The sequence below is a fragment of the Pseudomonas sp. NFX1 genome, from assembly GCF_051123555.1.
Taxonomy (GTDB): Bacteria; Pseudomonadota; Gammaproteobacteria; order Pseudomonadales; family Pseudomonadaceae; genus Aquipseudomonas; species Aquipseudomonas capeferrum.
In genome coordinates this window covers 2373762-2387484 of sequence record NZ_CP169366.1, presented here as the reverse complement: position 1 = coordinate 2387484, position 13723 = coordinate 2373762, and the positions used below count along the sequence as shown (strand labels likewise).

The window sequence follows — 13723 nt, the reverse complement described above, 5'->3', positions numbered from 1 at the left end:
GACAGGCGTTTCTTCACATTCTGCCGGCACACTTGAGCAAGAGGTCAGACTCACATGAACCATTCCCTAGCCACGTTCAAACGCTGGCGTATGCAGATTTTCGCAATTACCTGGCTGGCTTATGCCGCCTTCTACTTCACCCGCAAGGCCTTCTCGGTGGCCAAGCTGGGTATCGCCGAAGACCCAAGCTTCATGCTCGACAAGGCCGCCATGGCCAACCTCGATGCCATCTACCTGGCCGCCTATGCCGTGGGCCAGTTCACCTGGGGCATGCTTGCCGACCGCTTCGGCCCTCGCGTGGTGGTGCTCGGCGGTTTACTGATTTCGGCGGCGGCGGCCGTGGTGATGGGCAGCTACGCGACCTTCCCGATCTTCGCCACCTGCATGCTGATCCAGGGCCTGGCGCAGTCCACCGGCTGGGCCGGCTTGTGCAAGAACATCGGCAGTTTCTTCCCCGCCGCGCAGCGCGGCCGGGTGCTGGGCCTGTGGAGCTCGTGCTATGCCTTCGGCGGCCTGGTGGCCTCGCCGTTTGCTGGCTGGTGGGCCTACACCCTGGTCGGTACCTGGCACGCAGCGTTTTACTCCAGTGCCGCCGTGGTCGCGCTGGTGGCCGTGCTGTTTTTCTTCCTGCAGCGCAACAAACCTGAAGACGTCGGCTTGCCCGCCGTCGAGCCCGAGCCGCAAAGCATGGCGCCGGGCGCCAACCTGTGCAGCGTATGGGCGCCACTGCGCGAGATCATGCGCAACCGCACGGTACTGACCCTGGGCCTGGCCTACTTTCTGCTCAAACCGGCGCGCTACGCCATCTTGCTGTGGGGGCCGGTAATCGTCTTCGAGCAGATGCCATCGGTGGGCAAGGTCGGCGCGGCGATCATCCCGACCGCCTTCGAGCTGGCTGGGCTGTTGGGGCCGATCATGATTGGCCTGGCCTCCGACAAACTGTTCGGCGCGCGGCGCATGCCGGCCTGCGTGATCAGCTTGCTGCTGTTGACGGTGACCCTGGCGGCGTTCATGGCGGCCATGCACAGCGGCAGCATCGTCATGGTGGTGGGCCTGCTGTTTGTCATGGGCCTGACCCTGTACGGGCCGGACTCGATGATCAGCGGTGCGGCTGCCATCGACTTCGGCACGGCCAAGGCCGGTGCCACTGCAGCGGGCTTCGTCAATGGCTGCGGCTCGGTGGGGGCGGTGCTTGGCGGCCTGCTGCCCGGTTACTTCGACAGCGTCACGGTGTTCATCGTGTTCGCCGGCTGCGCACTGTTCTCGGCCCTGGTGCTGTTGCCGCACTGGAACAGCCGCCCGGCCACCCTGGCCGAAGCCAATGACGTGGCACCCAACACCAGCATGGCGATCAAGCCACTGCGTACCTAAAGGAAAGCGAGCGAATGAGACCCTTCTGGCTGCAACAGGCCCTGGATTCGGAGCAGGATGCGCTATGCCCACCGCTGCAAGGCGACGCGCGTTGTGACGTATGCATCGTTGGCGGGGGCTACACCGGCCTCTGGACTGCACTGATGCTCAAGGAGGCGGCGCCGGCGCTGGACGTGATGCTGATCGAAGCAGACATCTGCGGCGCAGGTGCCAGTGGGCGCAACGGCGGTTGCGCGCTTTCCTGGTCGGCCAAGTACTTCACCCTTGAACGGTTGTTCGGCACGGCCGAGGCGGTGCGCCTGGTGCGCGAGTCGGAGCGCAGCATCGCGGCCATTGGCGCGTTCTGCGCGGCCAACGGCATCGACTGCGACTACCGCCTCGACGGTACCTTGTACACCGCCACCAACCAGGCCCAGGTGGGCGCGACCGATGCGGTGATCGCGGCGCTGGCGCAGCAGGGCATTAACTCATTCGAGCGCCTGCCGCTGGAGGCTGTGCAGCGCCTGGCTGGCTCGGCGCGGCACCTGGAAGGCTGGTTCTCACCGGCGGCCGCCACCGTGCAGCCTGGGCGGCTGGTGCGTGGCCTGCGCCGTGTGGCCTTGCAGCGCGGGGTGCGCATCCATGAAGGCACGGCCATGGCCAGCCTGGAACACGGCGCGCCGGTGCAAGTGCGTACCGCCCATGGGACGGTGCGCGCCGACCGGGTGGTGCTGGGCCTCAATGCCTGGATGGCGCGGGCCTTCCCGCAGTTCGAGCGCAGCGTGGCCATCGTCTCCAGCGACATGGTGATCACCGAGCCGTGCCCCGACCTGCTGCGCGAAATTGGCCTGAACAACGGCGTCAGCGTGCTCGACTCGCGGATCTTCGTGCATTACTACCACAACACCTCCGATGGCCGGCTGATGCTCGGCAAGGGCGGCAATACCTTCGCCTATGGCGGGCGCATGCTGCCGGTGTTCGACCAGCCTTCGCCGTACCGGCCGCTGCTGCGCGAAAGCCTGGGCGCGTTCTTCCCGGCCCTGGCCGAGGTGCCGCTGGCGGCAAGCTGGAACGGGCCGTCGGACCGCTCGGTGACCGGGCTGCCGTTCTTCGGCCGGCTGGACGGGCAGGGCAATGTGTTCTACGGCTTTGGCTATTCCGGCAGCGGCGTCGGGCCGTGCCACATGGGCGGGCAGATCCTCTCGTCGCTGGCGTTGGGGCTGGACAACCCGTGGTCCCGCTCGCCGCTGGTCAACGGCCCGCTGGGGCTTTTCCCGCCCGAGCCGATTCGCTACCTGGGCTCGCTGATGGTGCGCAATGCCATCCGTCGCAAGGAGCGCGCCGAGGACCGCGGGCTACGGCCGCGGCACCTGGATGTGCGCCTGGCGCGTTTCGCGGCGGCGGCCGGCAAGGCCGACAAAGCATGAGATTTCTTGTCGATCACAGGCCCGAGGGCGTATAAACTGCACCCACTTTTTGGCCGGTCGCTTCCTGAACTGGCCGTTGAAACAAGAGAGTCGACATGGGCGCACAGTGGAAAGCCAAACATAGAGAAACAGCGGCCAATGCCAAAGGCAAGGTCATGGGCAAGCTGTCAAAAGAGATTCAGATCGCTGCCAAATCGGGCGCCGATCCCGACATGAACCCGCGCCTGCGCCTGGCCATCGTGCAGGCCAAGAAGGCCTCGATGACCCGCGAGACTCTGGATCGGGCAATCCGCAAAGGTGCTGGCCTGGACGGTGATGCCGTGCAGTACCATGCGGTGAGCTACGAAGGCTTCGCACCGCACCAGGTGCCGCTGATCGTCGAGTGCCTGACCGACAACATCAACCGTACCGTCGCGCAGGTGCGTGTGCTGTTCCGCAAGGGCCAGCTGGGTGCAAGCGGCTCGGTGGCCTGGGACTTCAACCACGTCGGCCTGATCGAAGCCACCCCGAACGGCGATGCCGACCCGGAAATGGCCGCCATCGAAGCCGGTGCCCAGGACTTCGAGGAAGGCGAAGAAGAGGGTTCGACCCTGTTCATCACCGACACCACCGACCTGGACGCTGTGCAGAAGGCCCTGCCGGAGCATGGCTTTACCGTGGCCTCGGCAAAGATCGGCTACACGCCGAAGAACCCGGTGAGTGCTGCCAGCCTGAGCGCTGAGGCATTGGCCGAGGTCGAGGCGTTTCTCGAGGCGATCGACGAGAACGATGACGTGCAGAACGTCTATGTCGGCCTGACTGACTGATTTGTGCCCCTGGGGCCGCTTGGCGGCCCTTTCGCGACGCAAGGCCGCTCCTACAGGTACAGCGCTGTACCTGTAGGAGCGGCCTTGCGTCGCGAAACGAGGGCGCAGCCCTCGCCTGCGGCCCGGAGACGAACACCCATGAACTCAACCTTCGCCTCCCTCAGCCTCGCCCATCTGCGTACCCTCGACCACCTGCTGCAGCTGAAAAACCTCAGCCACGCCGCCGAGCGCCTGGGCGTCAGCCAATCGGCCCTGAGCCGCCAACTGGCCCACCTGCGCGAAGCCTTCGACGACCCGCTGCTGGTGCGCCAAGGCCGTGGTTACGTGCTCAGCGAATATGCCGAAGCGTTGGTCGAACCCCTGCGCCAGGTACTCGAAGAGCTTCAGGCCCTGCGCCAACCGGCCGTGTTCGACCCGGCCCGTTGCGAACGGCGCTTCTGCCTGGCGGCCTCCGACTACGTCGCCGAGCACATGTTGCCGTTGCTGGTGGCGGCGCTGGAGCACGAAGCCCCGGGCGTCAGCCTCGAATACCGCACCTGGCAAGCCGGCCAGTATGCCTTGCTGGCCAGCGGCGAAATCGACCTGGCCACCACCTTGTTCGACGAGTCCCCCGCCAACCTGCATGGTCGCTTGCTCGGTGAAGATCGCGCCGTCTGCCTGATGCGCCGCGATCACCCGCTGACAGCCCATTACACGCTCAGCCAGGCGGACTACCTGGCGCACAAGCATGTGCGCATCTCCGGTGGTGGCGACAAGGACAGCTTCATCGACCGTCACTTGCGCGCCCAGGGCCTGCAGCGGCGGGTCAGCCTGGAAGTGCCGTTTTTCTCCGCCACGGTGCAGGTGATCGGCAATAGCCAGGCGGTGGCGACGGTGCCCGAGCACATTGCCCGGCAACTGTGCCGCCTGCATGACCTGGCCTGGCGGCCCCTGGGCTTTATCGACCACAGCCAGCGCTACTGGGTGGTATGGCATCAGCGCCTGCAGGCCTCGGCCGAGCACCGCTGGTTGCGCAACCGGGTGTTCGAATTGTGGCGCCAGTCGCAGTTCGGTGTGTACGGTGGGCATGCGCCAACGCCATAGGAGGTATGCGCGAAGCGGGGTTCATTGGGGGGCAGGCGGCACTTAGACTGAAGGCAGCAAACTGCCCAAAGGAGACCGCCCGTGACCCCCGAACAATTCCGCCTGTACGGCCACCAACTGATCGACCTGATCGCCGACTACCGCCAAACCGTGGGCGAACGCCCGGTGATGGCCCAGGTCGAGCCCGGCTACCTGAAGGCAGCCCTGCCAGCATGTGCCCCGCAGCAGGGCGAACCGTTCGAGGCGATTCTCGACGATGTCAACAAACTGGTCATGCCAGGCCTGTCCCATTGGCAGCACCCTGATTTCTACGGCTACTTCCCCTCCAACGGCACGTTGTCGTCGGTGCTGGGTGATTTTCTCAGCACCGGCCTGGGCGTACTGGGCCTGTCGTGGCAGTCCAGCCCGGCCTTGAGCGAACTGGAAGAAACCACCCTCGACTGGCTGCGCCAGCTGCTGGGCCTGTCAGGGCAATGGAGCGGGGTGATCCAGGACACCGCCTCGACCAGTACCCTGGTGGCGCTGATCTGCGCCCGCGAACGTGCCAGCGGTTACGCGTTGGTGCGTGGCGGCCTGCAGGCCCAGGCCAAGCCGCTGATCGTCTACGTCAGCGCCCACGCCCACAGTTCGGTGGACAAGGCCGCACTGCTGGCAGGTTTTGGCCGTGACAACATTCGCCTGATCCCCACCGACGAGCGCTTCGCCCTGCAGCCGGCTGCCCTGCAAGCAGCCATCGAGCAGGACCTGGCGGCGGGTAACCAGCCGTGTGCGGTGGTTGCGACCACTGGCACCACTACCACCACCGCACTCGACCCGTTACGCCCGATCGGTGAAATCACCCAGGCCCATGGCCTGTGGCTGCATGTCGACTCGGCCATGGCCGGCTCGGCGATGATCCTGCCGGAGTGCCGCTGGATGTGGGATGGCATCGAGCTGGCCGACTCGGTGGTGGTCAATGCGCACAAGTGGCTGGGCGTGGCCTTCGACTGTTCGATCTACTACGTGCGCGACCCGCAGCACCTGATCCGCGTGATGAGCACCAACCCCAGCTATTTGCAGTCGGCGGTGGATGACGAGGTAAAGAACCTGCGCGACTGGGGCATCCCGCTGGGGCGCCGCTTCCGTGCGCTGAAACTGTGGTTCATGTTGCGCAGTGAGGGTGTCGAAGCGCTGCAGGCACGCTTGCGGCGTGATCTGGAGAATGCCCAGTGGCTTGCCGAGCAGGTCGAGGCGACGCCGGGCTGGGAACTGCTGGCGCCGGTGCAATTGCAGACGTTGTGCATCCAGCATCGGCCGGCGGGGCTGGAAGGGGAGGCGTTGGATGCGCATACCCGCGGCTGGGCCGAGCGGCTCAATACGTCTGGGGATGCCTATGTAACGCCGGCAACCTTGAATGGCCGGTGGATGGTGCGGGTGTCGGTGGGGGCGCTGCCCACTGAGCGTGAGCATGTCGAGAAACTGTGGCGGGGGCTGCAGGCAGTGGTCAAGGGCTGAACATGCAGGGGGCCGCAAAAGCGGCCCCCTGCAGTCTGTCAGTGGCTTACGGTCTGGAGGCTACCTTTACGGGTGGCCTCATACGCTTCTTTCTCCATCGGCTTGGCCTGCGGATTGCCCAGGTCTTCCATCGCCATGCGGTGGGTTTCCGGTGCAATATAAGCCGCCAGGGCGCAGATGCAGGTGATGAAGAACGCCATGCTACCGACCACCAGCGGAATGTTGTCCGAGCCTGGCGGTGCCACGATGGCGAACAGCGCGGGCAACATGGCGGTCAGCATGGTGCCGATGTTCTGCGCGATGGCCATGGCCGAAACACGGTAACGGGTGTGGAACAGCTCGGGGTAGAAGCTTGGGAACACAGCGTTGTAGCCCTGGTAGACCATGCCCCACATCACGATCGAGGCGGCAAAGGCCAGCGGCACGTTCTGGATGCTGATCGCATACAGGTAGACGAAGGCCAGCAGGCCTGAGCCCAGGCACCCGGCGATCATGGTCGGGCGACGGCCGATCTTGTCGGAAAGGTTGCCGACGAAGGGAATCACCAGCACCGCAACGATATTGCCGACCACCGGGATCCACAGGTACACGCTCTTGTCGAAGCCGATGCCATAGGCCGGCTGCACCGCGTAGGCCGCGCCGAAGATGGTAGCGACCACCGGAATCACGTTCATCAGTGCCATGAACATCACCAGCACCATGTGTTTCCAGCTGTGGCGGAAGGCCTCGCTGACCGGCGACTTGGCGACTTTGTCCTGCTTCTCTTCCTTCACGAACGCAGGCGTCTCGTGCACTTCCTTACGGATGATGAAGCCGGCGATCAGCACCACGGCGCTCATCAGGAACGGAATGCGCCAGCCCCAGTCATTGAAGGCTTCGCTGGGCATGAAGTAGGCCAGTGGCAGGAATACCGCCGCCGCCAGAACCTGGCCGGCCTGCACGCCTTGCAGGGTGAAACTGGCGTAGTAGCCACGTCGGCCGAACGGCGCATGCTCCATGATCATCGAACTGGCCCCGGAAATCTCGCCGGCCACGGCAAAGCCCTGGATCAGGCGCAGCACCACCAGCAAGGCAGGGGCGAGGATGCCGATGTCGTGGTAGGTGGGCAGCAGGCCCACAGCCATGGTCGACAGGCCCATCAGGAACATGCACAGCAGCAGTACGTTCTTGCGCCCGCGGGTATCACCCCAGTGGCCGAGCACAAAGGCCCCGACCGGGCGGGCCAGGTAGCCGACACCGTAGGTGGCAAGCGAGGCGATGATCGCCATCTTGGGGTCGGTATTGGGGAAGAAGATCTGCGGGAAGATCAGCGCCGCAGCCTGGGCATAGATGAAGAAGTCGTAGTACTCGAGTGCCGAGCCTATCCATCCACTGGCGGTCGCTTTCTTGGCTTGAGAGCTGGAGTGAGCCATTGTTGTCTCCGTTGTTCTTGTTGGTTCCCGCACGGCGCATGGCGAACGTGGGGTTATCTCGGGAGTGGGGTCAAACGTGAAGTGCGGGGGTATTCCGCGCCAAGGCCGTTACAGACAGCCAGGAGACAGGTGCGGAACGCAAGGCCAGAGCAGTGTTCATAGGTCGGTACCCGGTTTTATTGAACTTATTATGTTGTGACGTTGGGCTGGTCAGCGCAGGTTCTGCCGAACGACCGTCTTGGCAAAGGGCATCGGTCGGTGTGCCTGCGTCTGGTTTCATGTTGACCACGGGTTGGCGGTGTAGCAATTCGCGAAATCGTGTTTTGTTCGGTAATCGAACACAAAACTAACCATTCCGTACAAAGGGATTGATGAGGCGACTTTACCTGCGAATAATCGATCGTGCCAGGTACTGTCACAGTAGGTTTCCTGCGCCGTCGTCCCCTAACAACAAGGAAATCCCGCCATGCAGCGTTCGATTGCCACCGTGTCCTTGAGCGGCACCCTGCCGGAAAAGCTCGAAGCCATCGCCGCCGCCGGCTTCGACGGCGTCGAGATCTTCGAGAACGACCTGCTTTACTACGCTGGCAGCCCGCGCCAGGTTCGCCAGATGTGCGCCGACCTGGGCATCGCCATTACCTTGTTCCAGCCGTTCCGTGATTTTGAAGGCTGCCGCCGCGAGCGCCTGCAGAAGAACGTCGACCGCGCCGAGCGCAAGTTCGACCTGATGCAGGAACTGGGTACCGACCTGGTGCTGGTGTGCAGCAACGTTCAGGCCGACGCCCTGGGCGACGAACAGTTGCTGGTGGACGACCTGCGCCTGTTGGCCGAGCATGCCGGCCAGCGGGGCCTGCGCATCGGTTATGAAGCCTTGGCCTGGGGCCGCCACGTCAATACCTACCAGCAGGTCTGGAACCTGGTGCGCCAAGCCGACCACCCGGCCCTCGGGGTGATTCTCGACAGCTTCCATACCTTGTCGCTCAAGGGCGACCCCAGCGCGATCCGCGACATCCCTGGCGACAAGATCTTCTTCGTGCAGATGGCCGACGCCCCGATCCTGGCCATGGATGTGCTGGAGTGGAGCCGGCATTTCCGCTGCTTCCCGGGGCAGGGCGAAATGGACCTGGCCGGCTTCCTCGCCCCAATCCTTGCCACCGGTTATCGCGGCCCGCTGTCCTTGGAAATCTTCAACGACGGCTTCCGCGCCGCGCCGCCTCGGCAGAACGCCGCCGACGGCTTGCGCTCGCTGCTGTACCTCGAAGAGCAGACCCGCCTGCGCCTGGAGCAGGAGGCCGTGGCGGTGGAGCCTGGCGTGCTGTTTACCCCGCCTGCAGCCAGCGCCTACGACGGCGTGGAATTCCTCGAGTTCGCCGTCGACGAGGCGGTGGGCGCACGCCTGAGCAACTGGCTGAAACGCCTGGGCTTTGCCGATGCCGGCAAACACCGCAGCAAGGCCGTGCAGCTGCTGCGCCAGGGCGACATCAACATCGTCCTCAATGCCGAACCCTACTCGTTCGGCCACAACTTCTTCGAGGCGCACGGCCCTTCGTTGTGCGCCACGGCGTTGCGGGTCAAAGACCAGCAGGCTGCGCTGAAGCGTGCCACCGCCTTCCGTGGCCAGCCGTTCCGCGGCCTGGTCGGCCCCAACGAATGTGAAGTGCCTGCCGTGCGGGCACCCGATGGCAGCCTGTTGTACCTGGTAGAGCCGGGCAGCGCTGGCCAGACGTTGTACGACACCGACTTCAGCCTGGACAAAACCGCCAATGCCAGCGGTGGCCTGCGCCGTATCGACCACATGGCCCTGGCGCTGCCGGCCGAGTCGCTGGACAGCTGGGTGCTGTTCTACAAGAGCCTGTTCGATTTCGCTGCCGACGACGAAGTGGTGCTGCCGGACCCTTACGGCCTGGTCAAGAGCCGTGCCCTGCGCAGCCAATGCGGCACCCTGCGCCTGCCGTTGAACATTTCCGAGAACCGCAACACGGCCATTGCCCATGCACTGTCCAGCTACCGGGGCTCGGGTGTGCATCACATCGCCTTCGATTGTGACGACATCTTCCGTGAAGTAGCGCGCGCCAAGCTGGCCGGTGTACCGCTGTTGGAGATTCCGCTCAATTACTACGACGACCTGGCAGCGCGTTTCGACTTCGATGACGAGTTCCTCAGCGAATTGGCGTACTACAACGTGCTGTACGACCGTGATGCCCAGGGTGGCGAGCTGTTCCACGTCTACACCGAGCCGTTCGAGGAGCGTTTCTTCTTCGAGATCATCCAGCGCAAGGGTGGCTATGCCGGGTATGGCGCGGCCAACGTCGCCGTGCGCCTGGCGGCGATGGCCAAGGCCCGCAGTGGGGCGGCGCGCAAGCCGGTGCTGTAAGCGCAGCAGAACTCATGTTTCATTGAGTCGGCAGGGGCGTGTGGCTGCGGTCACCGAAGATCCTTCGGCGTAGGCTCATCGCCCCTCGGCCACCATCAGCAGCGCCTGCGGCACCGCACTTTGCGGGTGCTGCGGCTCCTGCAGGCTGACCAGGCGCAGCCCGGCCATGTCCAATGCATTGAGCCAGCTGGCCAAGGTGCGGAAATACCACGGCATCGGCCGCCAGGCCCCGGCAAACCCTGCGAACGACTCTTCCCGCCAGCCATCCTGATAATCGCCCGCTGCCACGCTCCAGGGGTGCAATGTCTGGATCACCAGAGCACCACCGGGTGCCAGCAAGCCCTTCAGCGCTGCCAGCAGCGCAATGATGTCCTGGTGCAGCAGCGCGAAATTGGCACAGATCAGGTCATAGTCACGGCCAACGTTGATGTCGCCCTCGGCTAGCTGGGCGTAGCTGGCAAGGTGCACCTGCGCGGACCCTGCCGCGCGTGCCGCGGCCACCAGGGTCTGGTCGCCATCCACCCCGGCCGCCTCGATGCCGCGGTCGGCAAGTGCCCGCAGCAACCAGCCTTCACCACAGCCAAGGTCCAGCACGCGCTCGGGCTGGCGGCCGAGAATGGCCAGCAGGATGGCCTGGTCGGTAACCTGGCGGCGGCTCTCGATGGCGCCGCTGCGCACCGCGTCGATCCAGGCTTGGGCGTTGTGCTGCCAGCTGTGCAGCACGGTGTCTTCGGGGTTGGGCATGAGGGTGTCCGCAGCATTGGGTTGATTCAAGCATAGGCCGCCATCGCGGCCCCTTGGGGGCCACCAGGTGCCTGGCTTGGCATTTTCAGCGCCTATCAGATCGAGCGCCGCCCGCGCGGCGCATCGCGACGCAAGGCCGCTCCTACATTTGTTTCGGGCCAATTATTCCTGGGCCATTGGCGCGCGGCCCCTTGGTGCCCGCCTCAATATCGCGTCGTACAAACAAGGCGGTCGCGCGCAAATGCCACTGGCCTCACTGGCCCGAAACAAATGTAGGAGCGGCCTTGCGTCGCGATGCGCCGCGCGGGCGGCGCTCGATCTGCGCCCCACCTCCAAACCCAAGACAGGCACCTAGCCGCCATCACTTACTGACCATCAGCTCCGGCCCCAGGTAGTCGTTGACCAGCTCGATATCATCATCCCCCAGGCTGCCCACCGATGACGCCAGGCGCAGGCGCGACATCAGGTAGTTCAGCTTGGCCTCGAACAGGTCATGGCGCGCGTCGAACAGCAGTTCTTCAGCGTTGAGCACATCCGAATTTGTGCTGGTACCACCCTCCTTGAACCCTTTGCGCGTCGAGATCAGCGAGCGTTCGTTGGACGCCACGGCCTTTTCCAGCGCCTGGATACGCATGGCCCCACTCTGCACGCCGCGGTACTCACGGGTGGTGCCCGAGATGACTTCCTGACGGGTGGCGTCGAGTTCGTCCAGTGCTTTCGAACTGTTGGCGCTGGCCTGGCGGGTCAGCGCGCTGGTGCTGCCGCCGCTGTACAGCGGGATGTTCAGTTCCAGCCCGATCGAGTTGTACTGGTTGCGCTGATTCAGCTCTGAAATCGACTGGCTGCTGCCTGCGGTGTAGCCCGCCACAAAGTCCAGCGTCGGCCAATGCCCGGCCCTGGCCCGGTTGACCTCTTCTTCGGCAAGCTCATAGCTGTGCCGGCGTGCATGAATCAGCGGGCTGTCGGCCTGGGCCTTGACCAGCCAGTCCTGCAGGTTGCCCGGCAGCAGTGGCGGGGTGCTGAAGCCCGGCTGCAGGGTGGTCAACGATGCCGGGGTTTCACCGATGTATTCCTCAAGCGTGCGGCGGGCGTTGACCAGGTTGTCTTGCGCCTCGATCAGGTCGGCCTCGGCCAGGTCGCGACGGGCGACCGATTCGTCGATGTCGGTCACCGTGCCGGCGCCCAGCTCCATCCGCCGCTTGGCCGAGGCAAGCTGCTCTTCGAAGGCGTTCAGCTTGGCCTTGGCCAGGGTGATGGTTTCGCTGGCCAGGAGTACATCGAAGTAGCTGTCGGCCAGGCGCACCGCAGCATCCTGGCTCTTGGCGTCGAACACCGCGACGCTGTAGTCGGCACGCTGCTCGCCCTGGCGGTATTCAGCCATTTTCTGCTTGTTGAACAGCGGCTGGCGCAGGCGCACGCTGGCGCCCTTGGAGTCGTAGTCCAGATCGTTCTCGAGGCTGTTCTGGTGCTGGGTGCCATTGACCTTGTTGTAGTAGGCCGTGGCATTGATCTGCGGCAGCAGGCCGGCCTGGCCAATGGCGCGGTTCTCCATGCCGGCTTGTTTTTCATGCTCGGCGGCGCGGTAGACAGGGCCTTGGTATTGCAACAGGTCCCAGGCTTGTTTCAGGTCCATGGCACTGGCCGGCAAGGACAACCCCAACAGGCACAACAACAGGCAGTGTCGGTTCATTTCATTGCTCCTTGAAAGCACTGTCCACGCGTTCGAGCATTGGCTTGAGCAGGTAACTGAGCAGGTTGCGCTCACCGGTCTTGATGGTGACGGTGGCGGGCATGCCGGGCCGTATGTGGTTGCTACCCAGCAGGCTCATGCCGGCGGGCGAGACGTCCACCTGGGCCAGGTAGAACGGTTGCTTGCTCTCTTCATCGAGCAGGCGGTCGGCAGAGATGGTCTTCACCCGGCCAGGAATGTTTGGTGTCTGGGCGTGGTTGAAGGCCGGGAAGGCGATGTCCACGGCAAGGCCTGGGACCATCTTGTCGATGGCCTGTACCGGGATCATCGCGTCGACCTGCAACGGCTCGTCGAGCGGGACCACTTCCATCAGCTTGGCGCCGGGCTGGATCACCCCGCCGACCGTGGCGATCCCCAGCGCCTGGACCATGCCGTCGATGGGCGAGCGGATCACCGTGTGGGTCACTTCGTAGTCCAGCGCCCGCAGGCGGTCGGCCAGGGTGGTGTTTTCCTTGGCGGTGTCGGTCAGTTGCGATTCGACCTCTTTCAGATAGTCGTGCTGGCGCTGCAGAATGCGCAGCTTGATCTCGGTGGTCTGGCTGCGCACCCGGGCGATATTGTTGAGGTTCTCGGCCTGGCCAGCGGACAGGTCGGCGTTGCTGCGCTCAAGTTCCAGCAGGCGGTTGCGTGGCACATACCCTTCGGCCGCCAGCACGCGGGTGCCTTGCAGTTCCTGGCCAAGGAAGTTGATCTGCGAGGCGCGGGCGCCATACACCTGCTGCAGGCCCTTGAGCTGCACGGCCGATGCCGCCAGGTTCTCTTCGAGGATGCTGATCTCGCCAGCCAGGCCGGCGCGTCGGGTATCAAGCAAGCGTTGCTGCAAGTCCATGGCGGCCAGCAGGCGCGGGTCAGTGCCGAAACGCGTGAGCAAGGCCGGGTCGAAGTTGACCGTGTCGCGGCTGTCGCGCTCGGCTTCCAGGCGGTTTTCCACGGTCTTGCTGACAATGTACTGGGCGCTGACTGCGCCTTGTTCGGCCACGGCGCGCAGGGCATCGAGGCGCACCAGTTCCTGGCCCTTTTTCACCACTTCGCCTTCGCGCACCAGGATCGCCTCCACGGTGCCGCCACTCAAGTGCTGCACCGCCTTGCGGTTGCTGGTGACCTTGACTGTGCCGGTGGCGACCACGCCGGCATCCAGCGGCGCCAGGCACGACCACAGCAGGAAGCCGCCGAAGCCGGCAACGACCAGCCATACACCCCAGCGCGCCGGTTTGCCGGCATCCAGGTCGATCAGGTTTTTCGCCTCGGCGGGGATCAACTCGGTAGGTTGGCTCATGTGCATG

Annotated in this window: 10 protein-coding genes; 6 read left to right on the top strand and 4 right to left on the bottom strand. The window is 64.6% G+C overall.

What is annotated here, in order from left to right:
* Positions 1–54 precede the first annotated feature (54 nt).
* From DJ563_RS10315 to DJ563_RS10295, 5 genes are all read left to right on the top strand, one after another.
* Complete coding sequence (locus DJ563_RS10315; protein WP_434519435.1) at positions 55–1371, top strand: MFS transporter; 1317 nt, start codon at positions 55–57, stop codon at positions 1369–1371.
* 14 nt (positions 1372–1385) lie between these two features.
* Positions 1386–2777: an FAD-dependent oxidoreductase gene (locus DJ563_RS10310; RefSeq protein ID WP_186661336.1), complete on the top strand. Its 1392-nt coding sequence runs from the start codon at positions 1386–1388 to the stop codon at positions 2775–2777.
* 95 nt (positions 2778–2872) lie between these two features.
* The gene (locus DJ563_RS10305) at positions 2873–3583 is read left to right on the top strand and encodes a YebC/PmpR family DNA-binding transcriptional regulator (protein WP_434519434.1); all 711 of its coding nucleotides are present in this window, start codon (positions 2873–2875) and stop codon (positions 3581–3583) included.
* 138 nt (positions 3584–3721) lie between these two features.
* Positions 3722–4666, top strand: a complete 945-nt coding sequence (locus DJ563_RS10300; RefSeq protein ID WP_434519433.1) for a LysR family transcriptional regulator — start codon at positions 3722–3724, stop codon at positions 4664–4666.
* 81 nt (positions 4667–4747) lie between these two features.
* Positions 4748–6160: a DOPA decarboxylase gene (locus tag DJ563_RS10295; RefSeq protein ID WP_274100458.1), complete on the top strand. Its 1413-nt coding sequence runs from the start codon at positions 4748–4750 to the stop codon at positions 6158–6160.
* A gap of 38 nt (positions 6161–6198) precedes the next feature.
* On the opposite strand, the gene DJ563_RS10290 is transcribed toward DJ563_RS10295, so the two are convergent.
* Complete coding sequence (locus DJ563_RS10290) at positions 6199–7572, bottom strand: MFS transporter (RefSeq protein ID WP_274100459.1); 1374 nt, start codon at positions 7570–7572, stop codon at positions 6199–6201.
* A 466-nt stretch (positions 7573–8038) separates the two neighbouring features.
* On the opposite strand from DJ563_RS10290, the gene quiC reads away from it, so the two are divergent.
* The gene (quiC, locus tag DJ563_RS10285) at positions 8039–9946 is read left to right on the top strand and encodes a 3-dehydroshikimate dehydratase QuiC (protein WP_274100460.1); all 1908 of its coding nucleotides are present in this window, start codon (positions 8039–8041) and stop codon (positions 9944–9946) included.
* A gap of 75 nt (positions 9947–10021) precedes the next feature.
* Here quiC and DJ563_RS10280 read toward each other — a convergent pair whose 3' ends face one another.
* From DJ563_RS10280 to DJ563_RS10270, 3 genes are all read right to left on the bottom strand, one after another.
* Positions 10022–10690, bottom strand: a complete 669-nt coding sequence (locus tag DJ563_RS10280) for a class I SAM-dependent methyltransferase (RefSeq protein ID WP_434519432.1) — start codon at positions 10688–10690, stop codon at positions 10022–10024.
* A gap of 361 nt (positions 10691–11051) precedes the next feature.
* A complete protein-coding gene (locus DJ563_RS10275; RefSeq protein WP_186661330.1) occupies positions 11052–12380 on the bottom strand; it encodes a TolC family outer membrane protein in 1329 nt (442 codons plus the stop codon).
* A 1-nt stretch (position 12381) separates the two neighbouring features.
* Entirely contained in the window at positions 12382–13722 is a 1341-nt protein-coding gene (locus DJ563_RS10270) for an HlyD family type I secretion periplasmic adaptor subunit (protein WP_050506031.1), read from the bottom strand.
* Between the last annotated feature and the right edge of the window lies 1 nt (position 13723).